Source organism: Nitrosospira multiformis, assembly GCF_900110185.1.
GTDB classification, from domain to species: domain Bacteria; phylum Pseudomonadota; class Gammaproteobacteria; order Burkholderiales; family Nitrosomonadaceae; genus Nitrosospira; species Nitrosospira multiformis_A.
The window spans coordinates 12119-28263 of record NZ_FOCT01000013.1; the positions used below are offsets into that span (position 1 = coordinate 12119).

A 16145-nucleotide genomic window follows, 5' to 3' on the forward strand; every position below is an offset into this window, starting at 1 on the left:
GATGTGCCGGTAGGGGGCGAATATGTGATTTTCTGTCCGCCGCAGACAGCGCTGTTATGGTGAGCGTGCATGTTAAAACCAGCATTATCGAAGCGGAATATAGGTACTGGGTCATCTAATCATAAGAGTTGATCCTGCCATGATTGTAGTTTGCCACTACTTTTGAGTATGATGGTGGGTTATCGTTCTACCGTTGACCATGTGAACCACGCGATCCGCAACATGAAAATATCTGTCATCATGCGAGATTACAATCAAGGTTTTTCCGTCCCGCTTGAGTTCTGGCAATATTTCCGTGTAGAAGATTCGACGGAATGCTGGATCCTGATCGGCTGCCCACTCATCGAAAACAATGACAGGACGTAGATCAAGATAAGCATGCACTAAGGCTAGCCGCTTGCGCTGGCCGGTCGACAAGTCTGTAGTTGAAAACTTTCCGTCTTTTACCGACACTTTGTGAGTCAATTCCAAGCGTTCCAGATAGACCAAAGTCTCCGCGGTAAAATCCTTACCAATGACAAAGTCTTCGAACAGGTAATAATCAGAAAAGACGGTACTGAACAGTTGTCGATAATCATCTCGATTACCAGCTACAACAGGAGCGCCATCAAGCAGTATTATTCCTTCCTGCGGTTCATAAAGGCCCAGCAGCAGCTTAATGAGCGTTGTCTTTCCACTGCCGTTCTCGCCTACGAGGAATAGCATCTCGCCAGTCTTTATGCACAGATCGACCGGTCCCAGGCAGAAGACAGTGGATCCACTTACATCAGAATACGTGTATGTCACACCCTTTAGTTCGATGGATCCAGCTCCTTGGGGAGGATATTTTTTTGAGGTCGGGACAAGCAGGTTCGCCTCGGGATTGGAAAATCTAAGGGATAGCTCAGCCAACCGTTTGATAGCTATTTGTGTTTGTCCAAGCAACGGCAATGTACTGATGAGTTGCGTCAGCGGCCCTTTCACATACAGAAGCACCAGTACGAATCCGGAAAGCACCTCGGAACCGAAATTCATCGAACCTTGCAATGCCAAAATTATTCCAATTACGATGAAAAACAGAGCTGAGCCGAAGGCATTTGCGAACACGAAAATCCTCATTGCCCGAATGCGCAGATCACGTATCCTATCTATTGTCTGTTTGAGCCGATCATCGTATATATGCTGACGTCTGGCACGATTAATCCGAAGTTCTTTGGCACCTTCGGTAATGGCATAATATTGCTTCTGCAGTTCATCCTGAGCTTCCCGGGCCGCGTCAAAACCCTTTATCCCCTGCTGGCGTGCCGTAGCATGAACCCAACTGCCCAGTGCGATCGCGATAACCGCGATTAGGCAGAGTAGTGGCGATAGCACCGCCAAGTAAACGAAACAACCGATGGCAACTGCAATTGCAATAGCCAGCCCCGAGAATCCAAAAGTGAAATTACTGATAACATCGATATCTTGATTGAGTGTTGTGGTGATGCGATGGACGCGAAATCGCTCTATTTCCACGATAGGCGCCGAAAGTATCTTCTCGGATAAATCTCTTCGCAACTTGGCAACGACATGCTGCCCGATATAGCTATTACCCAGGTCGGAAGCGATCTCCCCCATTATCGTCATCAGACACAAGCCGGCGAAGAGCAGGAGCAGTGCCATCGTAGATCCTTGCTCCGCATAGAGTGCCGTGTTGACAGTTGCTAATAACCATGGTGTGGAAAAGCCACTCAGAGCCCCCAGCGAGGTTGCCAGGAAAGCAACTTTCCAAAAAGGCCGCAGCAGACGCAAACCTTCGCGAAGAAGAGATTCTGAATCTAATTGCTGGGGCATGTACTTAGGCGAGCTCATCTACTTCTCCAGAGCCCTGCATACCTGACTAAGGGTATTTGGCTGGCAAGCACAGTTGAGCGCGTCACTCTCGCCGTAACTCCAGATTGAACCCTCGCGATTCGGGAAACCATTTTAAGAGTTCACTTACTGACCAAGCAGGGCAAGACCGAGTGCGTTTCCCGCGGCACGCAGCTCCTGATCCAGTGTTGCCAAAGGAAGTTCGAGTCGCTGGGCCAGTTCAAGATAGGCGGCATCATATAGGGTGAGACCGCACCGCTCGGCCAAACGCAGTGTGCTTGACCAAGCAAAGGTGTCTGTATCCGAATCGATCGCGATATCCAACAGCCCCAAATCTGTCAGGGCCGCATCTCGAAACTCTTTACTGATGCGTCCTCGCCTGACTCCTCCTTGCAGACTGTTGGCTACTTCCAAGCGCCAGAGCGATGGCACTCGTGCACCGGCAGCGACAACCTGATCGAAAACTTTCTGGGTGGCAGGGGTCAACTCGTCACTGTAGAGCCATGCCAAGGTGACTGAACTGTCAAGTATCAAGCTCACGTACGGCCTTCATCACGATAGACTTTCCATTCCTGCCAGTCAAAGGCGCCACCGTGTTTTAGGGCAACTGCTCGGCTACGGATGCGCTTGGCAGCTGCCACCGCCTTACTGGAATCATGAAGGGGAGTATTCGGAATTAACCGGGCCACGGCTTTGCCATGGCGGGTGATAATCACTTCTTCACCGTTCTCCACCCAATCGAGCAACGTCCCTAGTTTGTTCTTTGCCTCAAAGGCTCCAACTTCACGCATTTGATCTCCATAAGCTAGGCTATATGTCCAGCTTATCATGGGTTAATGGTTCGATCAATAAAACGATATATCGTTGGAAGGTGGTTCTCCCCTTCTATTTTTTACCCATGATAACATATTTTATCATGGGTAAAATTCCGCTCCAGCTTCAGCCCAAAAGTATGATAAAGTATGATCTACAAGAATCCGCTATCTGGAGATCCAATGCCCGAACTCGAGCGCCTGACCATCACGCTCACCCCTGAACTGGCTGAGACGATCAAGTCAGCCGTGCTCGATGGCGACTATGCTTCGGCGAGCGAAGTGATCCGCGAAGCACTGCGCGAGTGGAAGACCAAGCGCGCGATCCGGCAGGAGGAACTCGCAGTCCTCAAGGCGGACATCGACCAAGCCCTGGCGCAAGTTGCGGACGGACAGTTGGGCGAGTTTAATACTGATCGGATCGTCGAGCGCGCGAGGAAACTGTTGGCCGCGCGCAAGCGTGCCGGTTGACCAGCTGTAACTGGCTTGACCCGAATAGGCGGCTATATGACAATGGTGTGCATATATATATAGGAAAAAAATCGAGGGTGCCCTTTGGAGTTTTTCCCGGTCGGCGCGCCTGTGTTCCGGCCGCTGCCGCGGGTTGCCGAAAGACGGGATGGAAAGACCGGGAGCGGGAGGATTCGCCTCCGTCCCCATGATCGTCGCCTGGCATGAGTGCTTGCGTTGAAAAAAGATACCCATATTATCAGCATGGATACTAGCTTACTTGTTCCTCAGGATGAATTGGCATGAGTGAAGAACTGATGGTTCCCCCGGCGACTCAGGCTGTGCCTGCCTCCGGCGCCGCCCTTACCTTTGCACAATTTCGCAAGCTTGCCGAAGTTCCACCCGAGATCGAGTGGTTCGCCAACATCGACAGCCGGCAGACCCGGCGCGCGTACCAGAACGACCTGCGCGGCTTCATGGCTTTTGCCGGCATCGTCAGGCCGGAGGACTTTCGGATTGTCACGCGCAGCCATGTGCTAGCCTGGAGGAAGAGCCTGGAAGAGCAGCAACTTGGTGGCGCCACCATCAGGAGGAAACTGGCGGCGCTCTCCTCCCTGTTCGAGTATCTGTGCGAGTCCAATGCGGTCACGCACAATCCGGTCAAAGGCGTGAAGCGCCCCCCGGTCGAATCCTGGCAGGGTAAGACTCCTGCACTGGGCGATGTTCAGGCGCGCGCTCTGCTCGAGGCGCCAAACGCGAAAACGCTCAAGGGCAAGCGTGACCGGGCGATTCTCTCCGCCCTGCTCTATCACGGCATCCGGCGCGAGGAATTGGCCAAACTGAAGGTGAAGGACTACAACCAGATGCGCCGCGGGGTGCCGCACCTACGCATCAAGGGCAAGGGCGGCAAGATGCGCTTCATTCCCACCCATCCGGGTACACTCACCCTGATTGAAGAGTATCTGCAGGCCGCGGGCCATGGACCTCATCCCGATGCGCCCTTGTTCCGGCCGGTCAAAAATAATGTGCACGGCCATACCATGACACCACTGACTCCCGATTCCATCTATTTCGAGGTGGTGTTGAAGTATTTAAGGAAATTGGGGATTTTTGGGGAGAATATGGGGCCGCATGTGATGCGGGCGACGGCCGCGACCAATGCGCTGGATAACGGGGCTGACATCGCCAAGGTGCAGGAGTGGCTGGGACATGCCAATATTGCCACCACCCGCATCTATGACCACCGCAAGACCCGGCCGGAGGATAGTCCGACGTTTAAAGTTATGTATTGAGGATGTTGGACAGATTAACGGTAAACGTCCGGCCTTTACCGAATGTAATGTATGAATATGACGACTTCAGTTGACAGTTTTTAATAAATTCAGACTGTTTTCAGGAGTCTTTCAGATGCTCACCAGCTCAATTTTGGCAGGTCGGGCGGCGATCACATATCTTAGGTTATACACCGGATACTTGTATTCCGTGCTCAGATTATACTGATCGGCTACGATGATGGTATCACTCGTCGGATCATTGTCCTTATACTGGAGGAAGATGGGTGCATGGCCAATCCCCCCCCCCAAAGTCCGACCCGTGTCGCGCACCTCATTAAAGGCTTGCTCATCGGTCCATAGCTGAAGCAGGGTGCCAGGTAGCATGTTCTGGGGCCATTTGTCTTTAGTAATCGTTATGCCGCCTGCACGACCGGCTATCATATCGGCGAACAGCAGCGCACCGATAGGCCCCTTCCCCCGGCACGACCGGGGGAGACCCTGCCAGTTGATGTGCTCCGAATTTGAATAAAAGAGCTTTACGAATGAGGGTCCGGACAGTTTGTCTCCGCTGTGGGTGCGAATGTGCGGGAAATGGTGATCAAAGCCCCTCAGCTCAAAGGTCTCTACATCGTTTTCGCGGAGAGTATCCAGCAGATATTGATAGCAGGCATCGACGCAAACGTCTCTTGATCTCGGCACCCTTGAGCGACTCTTGATGTGTTGGGCCAACAACTCTGCGAGGTCAACCGATTGCGGTGAAGCATCAAGTGGATCACCGACGATCTTAACTTTGGAGGCGGTGGAAGAAGGAACCTGACCGGTAACTATGCTCTGGATGAGGTCCAGCGGAATGCCACGAACCGCTCCTGCGCCGGTCATCATATCAAGAACCTGCCCGGTTTCGCCGCGGCTGAGAGGAGTAGATTGCTGTCCGGAAACCGATGCGCCCGAAGGATTGCCCGGTGCGGGTACGGGTTGTGCCACCCCCCCAGGAGGGGATACATTGTTATTCTTGTTTTTTGCATCCTGATTCTGCGCAGCATTGAATAAAGCGCCAGACACCGAAGCGTTCTTTGCGCCTGCCGGTGTGCCGAGGGGGGGGAAGCCGAAGAGCATGGGGACGAGTGCGGCGAGCGTTTTGGACAGTTCTACCTGGGCATTGAGGTTAGAAGCGACCTGCTGGCCGACTTGCGCGGCTCCCTCAGCAGAAGCCTGGGTGACCGCGCTGGCAAGTGTGGCTGCCTGTGTGATACCGGTCATATCCCTGAAGAGATTGGCCGCCGCAATGGCCTGCAGGATACCTGGCATGCCGATCGGATCGGGCAGCGCCGTAGGGTTCATGATATTTACCACCGGTGAATCCAGTCTACCCGGTTGCTGCGGCTGGTTGGCATCCTGCTGGCCCGCCTGCAGGGGCGCGATCTCCGGCGAGGTCACAGGAGGCGGCGAATCCTGCCAATTCCAGAACCGAGTGAAATCGAGCTTCTCGGCTGAGTTGAATCGACCAAGTACCGCTTCGCCGAACACGCCGTCCGTTGGCAAAGCAATGCGTTGCCTAGTGACGCGATCGAGGTTGATATTGTTCTTCACCCAATCATTCCACTCTTTATCCGCACGGTTGTGCCAAATAAAGCCCAGACAATTACCTACCACGGCTACCGGTTTCGGGTCGATCGATTCTGTGATGGGCTGGCCGTTGAAGCTGTATTGACTCAATTGCATCGTGAGAAAATGCGCATCGACATTCATCCAGATCTGCTGACTGTAATACAAAGCATGCTGATTAAGCAGATCTGAAAGTTCGTTGGATACCACCGCTTGGTCGAACTCCAGGAGCTTGATTGAGGCTTTCGTTTTATCCACAAAGAACTTTAATGTAAAGGTCTTATAGTGGTTGCCCAAGAGTTTGAACTGAAATGAAGAGGATTGAATGAAATCATTGGCCGGATTATCGAAGACGACAACGATCCGATCTATTTTGCTCAGCGGTAAAGGTTGAATGATGTCCGGATTCACTCGGAAGCTGCTAAACCCGGTGCCGTTGTCGGTAACGTCCGTGGTTTGGCCATCCTCGGCGATGATAGTAAAGTGCTTAAGCGAATCACTCTCGTTTGTATCCCATTTGATATTGTATAACTGAATGTCTGAATTCATCGACCATGAGAGGGATTCCCGATCGAAATCGCTGATCAATCCTAAGCGGTTCAAATTCTTCAGGCTGACTGCGAACTTTGCCGCTGCGATGGCTTTACCACGTCCTTCCTGCATTGCTGAATAGGGTGGCGGTGCCGTGAATCGCACATTGACGCGATTGGTGCTGGCCACAAGCAGTTCCCGGGTTAACGGATTCAATGCTGATCTGATAAGTACGTTCTTGAAGCGTTCTATGAGGCGTTCGTCTTTGAAGTCGAAGACTTCCATCGGAATAAAGAGGCAACGGCGATAGCTCTCCAGTCGCACTTCTGTTCTGTAGACCTGAATCACTTGCCAGTACTGCATGGTGAGGGCATGCATATGATTGTAGTTAGTGATGGTTCGCGTGCTGATACTCTCTGACTCCGTATCAAGCACTTCGGTGACCACCGAGGCTCTTCGGTTTCTAGCAGAGAAGGATTTTTGCTGGGTGCTGCTATCGATTTTTTGTTGCATTGTGGAGCTGATGTTGCGCTCACCGCTTGATGAGGTATATGCGTTAGTGTTCGTATCCGTATCTCCGGATGTGTGTTGACCGCCCATCCCGGCAAGAATGGCAAAGCTCCATCCCCCCTGTGATTCCGAGTAGGTTTCTGAGTCCGAATCAACCTCTGATGACCCCTCTTGCATTTCGCGCGCTGTGGCTTCAACGATTTCACTCATCGCCCTGCTTTGGGTCAGCGTATTGGAAAGGCGTTCGGTTTGCGAGATATCCTCTATAGTGGTTCCGCTGCTTGCTCGTCGCCAGTTGATTACCGCGACCTTGGTGCTTTCTCCGGGAGCCAAGGCCACGCAGTGGAGCAGCGAACCGTTCGTAATCCCCTCCACATACCAGCTTTGCGAATAATTCAGGAGCGCGCCAAAGCCAGGTTCTGTAAATCCGGCATTTTGATCATCGAGGTTGAAACTGACTTTGCCCGATCTCTCCAGCGGTTTATAGTGCTTCGCTTCTATCCGGGGAGATTTAATCAGGACCACACTGTTGTATCGGACGATCTCAACGGGGTACTCTCCAGTACGGGGCACCAGATCCTGCGGAGTTTCGGGATCGGCATTGCTATCCATTCCCAGGCCATATTCGGCGTTCACCACGCGGACTGCGGCCAGGTAAGGAGGCCACAGGGCCAGATCGCGGATCGATTGAATGGCCATCGTATCTCTAATTTTCCTCCCAGTGACTTCGCCAATACCCTTAATCGTTTTAATGCCCAGCTCACGTACCCTGGCGATGTCTGAAGTATTCACCCCTTCGTCCAGCATGTGCCGGGGAATCTGCATTGTCCTTGCAGAATCCGCGTGGACATCATCAATCGCATTAATGTAGGTTGCTGAGCGAAAGACTTCTGAAAAAGCCAAGTCAAAAACCGAAAGAATACCGATGCCATTCAAAGCTGCTTCGGCACCGGCAGAGACGCCATTCAAGTTGCTGACAGGACCTCGAATCAGTTGATCGAGTGAAAGATGAAGTACTGAGGATTTGAAATAGTCTCTGGGGTTGATGGGGTTCATAGTTAAGCAGTATAAGGATTGGTCGGTCTGTCAGGGGCATAGGGTTGAAGCGTCGTTCTCTGTTCTGGATTCATAGTCTCGGATAACTCTCAACTGTAGCGGTGGGCGGCGGTTTTTTACCATAGAGAGGAAAACAATCATCAGTAGAACGAAGATTGTCATCGTTCCGAATATCAGATCCTGAACGATTCATAGAAGTTGGAGAATCGATTCGGCGGTGAGAGCTTTATGGTTAACTACTCCTCTGCTTGCGCATGAAGGTAAGGAAATGTACCTGAGTCAGCTCTGCAATATGCGCGGTGTAACAGGTGATGCTGGCATTCACAACACTAGTTAAAATACGAAGAACAACTTCCCCAAATGCAGCCCCTAGAAGGGTCGTATAAAACGCTACCCCTAACCCGCTCAGGGGTCCACCGGTAATGGGGCGCTCGAAATCGTGTAAAGGTTTTCGATGTGGGACCGAAATACGCTTACTTGTGCGCAATCGAGAAATGTCTTGGAATCGTCGACTTCTTCGAGAATCCGAACCTGCTCTGAAGCAAGTCGTGTTCCACGATCTATGAACTTCACGTCGGAATATGACTTGCCGATGCAACCCACTCCGACTGTGAACAGGAGTATGTAGAGCCCCACGGTAACTAGGTTTTCGCCGAATGAGGGGATAAACCAAGCGATTGTGAAAAAGAAGAAAACTACTAATAACGCTGCGAACCAAGCTTTCCAAGTTGCAAGCCCACTGGGCTTTTCAAATAAGGATGCGAAGCTCTCAGGGGAGTCCGTTCGATTTGTCTTCTGCATTATTTTTGTTAAACCCGTAAAGATGATTTCTAACATCTACAACATCTTACGTCAATAGATGAGCTTGAGCTTTATCATGACATTTTAGGGTATGACAAAATAAGATGCCGCCAACACTGTTTCGCGACCACATCCCAAGTTTGAATCATCTTACAAATTTTATTGTCGAGTTTAGTTTAACTCACCATAATCCTGAATATTGACCACGCATTTATCCATCCTGCTCTACGATGGGTTGCGGCGCGAGGAATTCACAAAGCCAAGATGAAGGACTGCAAATCAGACCTGCTGAGTTCGAAAGCCTCAACTCCACCGGCCCATCGTAAGGTACTACTGACGGGCGCCTATCAGACAAAGAAGGAAATGCTTCTCCGGGGTCAGCAGTAGTTAACCTTAAGTAAGTAATAGGTGAGGAATGTTCAAATTCTTGAGTAAATTTATAACGTTAATTATATTAGCAATTCTGACTTCAGGCTGTGTTGCTCCCGGGCTGGAGCTATATCAAAAAGCTCTAGCCAACCAACAAGCTGCTTACCAGCAAGCCCTAGATCAGCAATATGGATCTCATCGGCACCCCATTTTTAATGGCCTGGATGTACCCCAAGTTACGCCGACAGTCGGCATGACCCTAGAACAGCAGGAGCAGGAACGACAGAAAGCCGAAATGCAAAGGCTCGCTGAATTACAAAGGCAGAGCAAGGAAGGAGCGAATGAGATCACCATCGCTCTCGCTCAAAAGCTGCTTGTAGGCACTTTGAAGGGGAGTACCTGCGATGAAAAAATCGGCGTTGAAATCAATCTCACCGGGCCGCACAGTAGGGACAGGCATATACTCAGAGCCAACGGTACTCTTCGAACATTCCGCCAGCCAGAGCAATCGGACTCACCTGCTATCGAAACAGCCCTGGGGGGAAGCTTTGATATCAATACCGGAGTTCTTAACCTGCGATCAGTGCCCAAACCTCCGACGAGGGAACAGATTATGGAGGAGCAACGGCGACGGCAACAGGCAGCCGCCGAAATCGAGACCAAGCAGCGGGAATGGGAGGGAGAATATATAAGAATGCTTCAGGCGCTACCGCGAATGACGCCGGAAGAGAGAGTACGAGTACGTCAGGAAAACCAGATCAAGGAGAATGCCCTAAAGGAGGAATATTACAGGGTAGGAAAAATGAACATGCAACCTCTGGCACCAACTCCCCCACCGATTTCTTTATCTATGGATATTGCCCGTGATGCCCACGGCAGAGGATGGGCAGGCGTGATCGAAGGCGATGGCTTTAATGATTGCTCCGAAATAGTACTAGCAACCGGGGGAGACTCAAGAACAAGGGAACTGCCTCCTATCACCGGTGAAGTCGCATATGGAAGGGCCAGACCCCGTGGATATGCCTGGCCAAGCATAAAGATGCAAATATATTGGTTAAATATTGCGGCTACACAAGGGTATGCCGATGCTAATTTTGCCCTTGGGCAGCTCTATGAAAATCAAGGGCAGCAACTGCCGCAAGGCTATCAGCGTGCGCTTCAATATTATCAGGCCGCTGCTAACAAGGGCAATGCCCCGGCTCAAGCGGCTCTCTCTCGCATGTATGCCAACGGATGGGGAATTCAACGTGATACCAAGGAAAGTCAACGCTGGGCAAAACTGGCCGAGAGTCAATACCTACAGGCCTCAAAAGTTTGCACTGCACCAAAAATGATTAAAGAGATCGACCGATTGATGAAAGAAACCCGTGATGACCCTGCCGTAAAAACCCTCACCGCCGCCTCAATTTTGGTAGGTCAGATGGCTGTTGACCTTGGTACATTTAGAATTATGGCCATTACTCCTGAGAAATTTTCTTCCATTGACCGCCCATTTCAATGTACCGCCACGGCTAGCCGAAGTGGTGCACGCGCCAAGAATCTGTCGACTGATTCTGAGCATGCTAAAACCGGAGAGCGTCTTGATAAAGCTGTAAGGGACAAAATTGCGGACGTAACAACAGAAATGGGTAAGAGTGATTTCAAGCAGCCATTCAAGGTTGATCCGCTGGGGAATCAACTCTATAAACTGACATGGATCCCCCAAATGCTTGAGTTATCCCGAGAGTATTCCGTCGTGGTCGATTTACATTAAGCGTTTTTTGATTTTCTTCTGAATTGACCCCCTTAAGAGACTGGAATTGACAACATTTTCTTAGATATTATGCGAAGCAACCACCGCAAGCTGATTAGGTGAGTAACGTAGACGATGCGGGTAAGTCAGCTGAGAATGATAACGTCCTTTATCATTCATAAAGCTGTGGCAAAAGGGAGTGATTTTTTGCTACAAATACTGCTTCGGATACGCGGGGAAATCCTGTAACGGTACATCGTTGCGCCTGTTTCAACTGCCGGGATAATGACTGATAGACCGCCACGCAGCTCTTACTTGCGATGAGACTCTTTTTTGTCTCTTATGGAGACCCGTTTGAGTATACCTTCACGATGCAACCAGCTCACCTCCTTCTCACTTAATCCTGAAGTAATTTCTCAGCGCCAGCAGAAACAAAAAAATCAGTACGGCTGAAAAGATTGTCTGGGTGATTCCGGCAAATACCACCACATCGGGCATGATTGGGCCCAGTTCATTTTTTCCATAAAGACAGACATAGCTTTGCATCAGCTTTTCAGAGCGGCTTAACCCTGAAATAACAAGACCATTATTAACAGAAAGGTAGAGTGCAGCCATTAGCGGGCTGCTTGAAGTCTCACTAACACAAGTTAACGGTGGGATAGTCGAGAGAATCTCAATACTGTCCCAGCCTGAGAATTCCAAATGTGCGGAAAGGTAATATAGCCAAAAGACAGCTGTGGCGCTCATCCACCATAAGAGGGGACGGAACGCTGAGCGGCCGAAATCCGAGAGCCGTTGATAGAAAAGCCCTGCCCAGTAGCGCCCCGCACCGGGCCAGATCTTCTTGCCCTTGAAAAGGTTGGTTGGACATGGCCATTTTTTGTCTTCAACACCGCGTAAGGATTTGATCTCATCAGCAAGAAAATTCAGCTCGCGTTGATAGTCATGCCCTTGAGTGGCAAGCCGTCTTAATGCGCGCCATCGTGCCGCGATATCCGGTTCATTACCTAATGCTTGCACAGATAAATGATCAAGCCTTGGGGCTTCCGCAAAATTCGCTTGCTCGAAGTCGGGAACAGAAAGAAATCTCACATTCTTGAGAGTAAAAAAACTCTGCCCCTTAATAGCGACGAAGTTAGCCTCCTTCCGGAAAGTAGTTCCAGAAAAATCTGCAATGCTCTCAAAAATGACTTGGTAAAACCCCGCATTGCCGCAGAACATGGCTTCGTCGAATCCCACATTGTCGCTGAACTTCGTTTTATAGAACCCCGCGTTGCTGTAGAACATCACCTTTTCGAACTTCGCAGGTTTGCTGAATGTTGCTTCGTCGAACCACACATTGTCGCTGAACTTCGCTTCCTCGAAACCAGCATTGCCGCTGAAGGCCGCGTTCCCAAACCTTGCATAGCCACCGAACTTCGCCCTCTTGAAATTCGCATCGCCACTGAATGTTGCATTCAAGAACTCCCCAGCGCCGTCGAATTTCGCGTTCTCGAACACTATATAGCCACTGAATGTTGCTGCCTCGAAAACTGCATCGCTGCTGAACTTCGCGTTCTCAAACAACGTATCGCCATTGAACACTGCTTCCGCAAAACCCGCTTTGCTAAACTTCGCTCTCATGAATTTCGCATAGTCGCTGAACGTTGCGTTCTCGAACCTCGCCTCGCCGCTAAATGTTGCATTCCAGAAGTCCGCATCACTACTGAACGTCGTGTTCCTGAACTCCGCATCGCCGTTGAACTTTGCTTCCCTGAATAGAGCCTGCTTTGCGAATTTAACTTCTGTAAAATCTACCTCTCCTGGGAACTCAAAATTGGAGAAGTCAGCCTCATCTTCGAAATTTTGCCCAGAGAAATCGCTCCTCGCGGCAGTGAACCAACTTTGAGTAGCTGCATTCTGAGCTCCTTTCCCCGGCAGCCACTCTTCAGTCTCCATAAGCTTATCCTGCCGGCCCAGCATCTCCTTAGCCCAAACATTCCAGGCCTCCCGGCCCTTTTTATAAAGAGCCAGGGTCCCTTCTTTATTCATGTTCTATCCATTTTTTTTTACTTATGGAGTCTTGATGGAAGCGTCTTTACGTCTTCCTACAGCATCGCCATTCTCAATCTAGATCGGCTTTCATTTGCAGTTAGCGTGAGCACGCCATGATGGAATGTGCAAGGCGGCGCGTGAGCATGATCGCTCCGTTATTAACAGTTAATTCGAGGCGAGAACGGCGTCGATGCGAGCACAATCGGTTTCAAACGCAAGCCCTTATAAATACAGATCAAAGCTCCCATTCCTGATCCCTGTCCTGGCTTCTCTTCAGTTTCATCTCCGGTTCCTGGCTTCCTCCAAGGCCCCTGCCCCCACCCTCTGCTCTGACCCAGCCGCCCGTGACAGTCGAGAAGGAGATCTTAATGCAAAAAGCAGTTGTAGCTGCTGAGCTAGAGATTTAAACTCTAATGACATCAAAGATTAACCGGATTGGAGAGTCGCCGAGCCAGGCTGCTGCAAGCTCGCTAATAGAGATGGCTATCAGTTACACGCATGTTTACGACCTGCTATTTAGAGTTGGAACCGGGGCAGGAGGCATTATGCTTGTTGTCGTGGGTGCCGATCTTCTCCACCCGATATCTGATCCTCTTGAAAGAGAATTAAAAAGCAGTGATCTTGAGTGGATTTGGCTTGTTTTAATGTGGGCCTATATTATCGGTGGTTACCTCGGCTCACTCATACTACTCAATAAGACAATCTTACCCTTCTGGCTTCCATCATACCTGTATGCCAGGTCCATTATCTTTACGAAGATTTCCGCTGATGAAGCTAAACGCCTTAGTTTTCTGTTTGATGGATCACTTAACGGAAGCTGGTATCCCCTCGGCGCACTTCGAAAAATTGATCCTGAATTCAGACGTGAAGCACTCTTCCGCTTTGCAAATAAAATTGCTGCGGAGCAAGGGTGGCAGCGACCGTTCGCAATGCCGGAAGATATCTTGCGGAACCAGCACCGAGCAAAAGACGAGGCACATACCTCTCAGAAAGAGACCAGGCATACCACAAATAAGCCCGGGTCATTCTCTGCCGACCCTCAAATTGGCATTTGTCTTCAAATTCTGGGCTTGCACCAAATGCCAAAATCTTTTGAGGATATAAAAGCAGCATACCGAAGAAAAATTGCAGGATTTCATCCCGACAAATTTTCTAATGAACGGGCCGAGGTGTTGCAATACGCAGAAGAAGAATCGAAGCGCTTAAACTTTGCGTACAGCTATCTAGAAAGCCGCTTCGCAGGGAAGATGACATGAAGTTAGTTGTATGTACCAACTGTGGAATACAAAACCGCATTAAGAGCTATTATTATCGGCGTTTGCCAATATGTGGGCGGTGTCAAGCGCCGTTATCGGAGCCAGCATTACTTCAAATAATTCGTCATACGGTTAAGTATAGATATTGGATAATTCTAGGGCTACTCGTAGGTGGTGCGTTTTATTTAAATACACAGGTAGCACCTGAATCCGAGCAAATAGCGCCAACTTCTTCAGTTCCGGAATTTTCTGAGCATCCTCCTGTAGCACCTGAATCCGAGCAGATAGCGGCGACTTCTTCAGTTCCGGAAGTTTCTGGCCATCCTCCTGTAGTACCTCCATCGAAGCATATAGCAGCGACTTCTACAGTTCCGGAAGGCCCTGTCTATCCTCCGGTTGATGTCAAACAAGGTATCTATAAAAGATTCACAGTTTTAGAATCAATAGCTCCATTCCAAATCATTACTCCTCCTGGAAAGGAGCATTATTACGTCAAACTCGTTAATGCATCCACTGGGGCAAACGTAATTTCATTTTTTGTCAACGGAGGCCAGACTTTTGATACTAAAGTTCCGCTAGGGACTTACCGGGTAAGATATGCCACTGGCATGGTTTGGTATGGCGAGAAGCACTTATTTGGTCCTGATACTAACTATAGCGAAGCCGAAAAAACTTTCCAATTTACAATGCTTGGGAACCAGATCAACGGTTACACCCTGCAACTTATTCGACAGCAAGGGGGAAACCTCTTTACCAAATCAATATCAGCTAATCAATTTTAATCCTTATAGCCTTTCTTCTTTCTCGGGAAAGGATTACAAGTTTCTCTTTTTAAACATGAGCTTCCGTTAGCTACCGTGGATTACCTCCGAAGGAAGGAAGGTGATTTATAGTTCCAAAATAAGTCACGGGAAAGGTCTTGTGTTGCTCCGGATTCTATAAGGGTTTTCGAAAATATGATGTTTTCCCCGGTTTCCCGAGTGTGGACTTGTTCTCAGCCGAAGAAAATAATCCTATCCCCATGGCCTGGAAAAAATAGTGAAACTTCAAGTAATTAGCTCTTGATCAATGTTTACACGCTGTCTTTTCATTGTATTTGCAGTTTTTATTGCTGGTTGCGCTACGCGGCCCATCTCCAATGCTAAAGCCGTTGAAGTGCCGAGTGATCGAATCATTGATTCTACTTACCTTCGCTCTGTTCCAAACGCTGGCCGTGTCACTATCAAACGCGATAGTGGTTTTCTCGGGAGAGCATGCTCATCAAGAATATTTGTGAATGCACAGCCGATAGCGGACATTCGTACTTCTGAGAAGATTGTGCTCTATCTTCCAGCAGGAGATTACGTTTTTAGAGCGTGGCCCAATGACCCTTGCGCTGGTGGTATGAGTGAAGTGCGGGGAACAGTTACATCAAGTTCAGAGTTGAACTTCCGGATAGGATATGGCAGTAACGGCGACTTTGCTATCCATGCAACAGCTTTTTAGTTCAGATCTCCAAATCTCTCTGATTACTCTGATTGAGCCGTATTTGGTACGACTGCTTAAGTGGCTCGACAGTGTCAACTTGCTATCTTGATTTCCACGCAGCGGTTGAATGTCCTGCTCCTTTCTATGCCCCTCGAGCATAGAAAACCCGGATTTCAACAACAGTACACGGTTATCAAGAGTAAAAGGATAAACAATACTGGAGAAAACCGCTGTTTATTGAGCCACCGACAACTTCAAATACCCATACTCAGCGACAGGTGTACCTCAGTCCAATTGCCTGCTCAGCCATAAAATTTACAATCCAAGCTGACTGGTACCTAATCCTTTAAGGAGCCTCCTTAAGAAAAGGAAATTCACGCCGGATCTCCTCTGACGTGATTGAATGACGTAGCAAAGA

At 49.6% G+C, this 16145-nt stretch carries 10 protein-coding genes; 5 read left to right on the forward strand and 5 right to left on the reverse strand.

All coding sequences use genetic code 11. From position 1 onward, the window contains the following. Positions 1-156 precede the first annotated feature (156 nt). The 3 genes from BMY01_RS13400 to BMY01_RS13410 all read right to left on the reverse strand — a co-directional run bounded on the left by BMY01_RS13400 (position 157) and on the right by BMY01_RS13410 (position 2621). On the reverse strand, positions 157-1830 hold the full coding sequence (locus BMY01_RS13400; protein ID WP_081353936.1) for a cyclic peptide export ABC transporter: 1674 nt from the start codon (positions 1828-1830) through the stop codon (positions 157-159). A gap of 126 nt (positions 1831-1956) precedes the next feature. Continuing rightward, entirely contained in the window at positions 1957-2370 is a 414-nt protein-coding gene (locus BMY01_RS13405; RefSeq protein ID WP_074748396.1) for a type II toxin-antitoxin system VapC family toxin, read from the reverse strand. Beyond that, positions 2367-2621: a type II toxin-antitoxin system Phd/YefM family antitoxin gene (locus tag BMY01_RS13410; protein ID WP_074748399.1), complete on the reverse strand. Its 255-nt coding sequence runs from the start codon at positions 2619-2621 to the stop codon at positions 2367-2369. The genes BMY01_RS13405 and BMY01_RS13410 overlap by 4 nt, the downstream gene beginning before the upstream one ends. Positions 2622-2825: 204 nt before the next feature. On the opposite strand from BMY01_RS13410, the gene BMY01_RS13415 reads away from it, so the two are divergent. Next, a complete protein-coding gene (locus BMY01_RS13415) occupies positions 2826-3113 on the forward strand; it encodes a ribbon-helix-helix domain-containing protein (protein WP_074748402.1) in 288 nt (95 codons plus the stop codon). 281 nt (positions 3114-3394) lie between these two features. Then, entirely contained in the window at positions 3395-4384 is a 990-nt protein-coding gene (locus BMY01_RS13420; RefSeq protein WP_074748404.1) for a tyrosine-type recombinase/integrase, read from the forward strand. 111 nt (positions 4385-4495) lie between these two features. On the opposite strand, the gene BMY01_RS13425 is transcribed toward BMY01_RS13420, so the two are convergent. Beyond that, positions 4496-8068 (reverse strand): hypothetical protein, encoded by a 3573-nt coding sequence (locus tag BMY01_RS13425; protein WP_074748407.1) that lies wholly within the window; start codon positions 8066-8068, stop codon positions 4496-4498. 1216 nt (positions 8069-9284) lie between these two features. On the opposite strand from BMY01_RS13425, the gene BMY01_RS13435 reads away from it, so the two are divergent. After that, positions 9285-10991 (forward strand): tetratricopeptide repeat protein, encoded by a 1707-nt coding sequence (locus BMY01_RS13435; protein WP_074748413.1) that lies wholly within the window; start codon positions 9285-9287, stop codon positions 10989-10991. Positions 10992-11363: 372 nt separating this feature from the next. Here the strand turns inward: BMY01_RS13435 and BMY01_RS13440 are convergent, their stop codons facing one another. Continuing rightward, positions 11364-13001 (reverse strand): pentapeptide repeat-containing protein, encoded by a 1638-nt coding sequence (locus BMY01_RS13440; protein WP_074748416.1) that lies wholly within the window; start codon positions 12999-13001, stop codon positions 11364-11366. A 416-nt stretch (positions 13002-13417) separates the two neighbouring features. Here BMY01_RS13440 and BMY01_RS13445 point away from each other — a divergent pair, with 416 nt between their 5' ends. Next, complete coding sequence (locus BMY01_RS13445) at positions 13418-14260, forward strand: J domain-containing protein (RefSeq protein ID WP_074748419.1); 843 nt, start codon at positions 13418-13420, stop codon at positions 14258-14260. After that, entirely contained in the window at positions 14257-15042 is a 786-nt protein-coding gene (locus BMY01_RS17515; protein WP_139176921.1) for a hypothetical protein, read from the forward strand. The genes BMY01_RS13445 and BMY01_RS17515 overlap by 4 nt, the downstream gene beginning before the upstream one ends. Positions 15043-16145: the final 1103 nt, after the last annotated feature.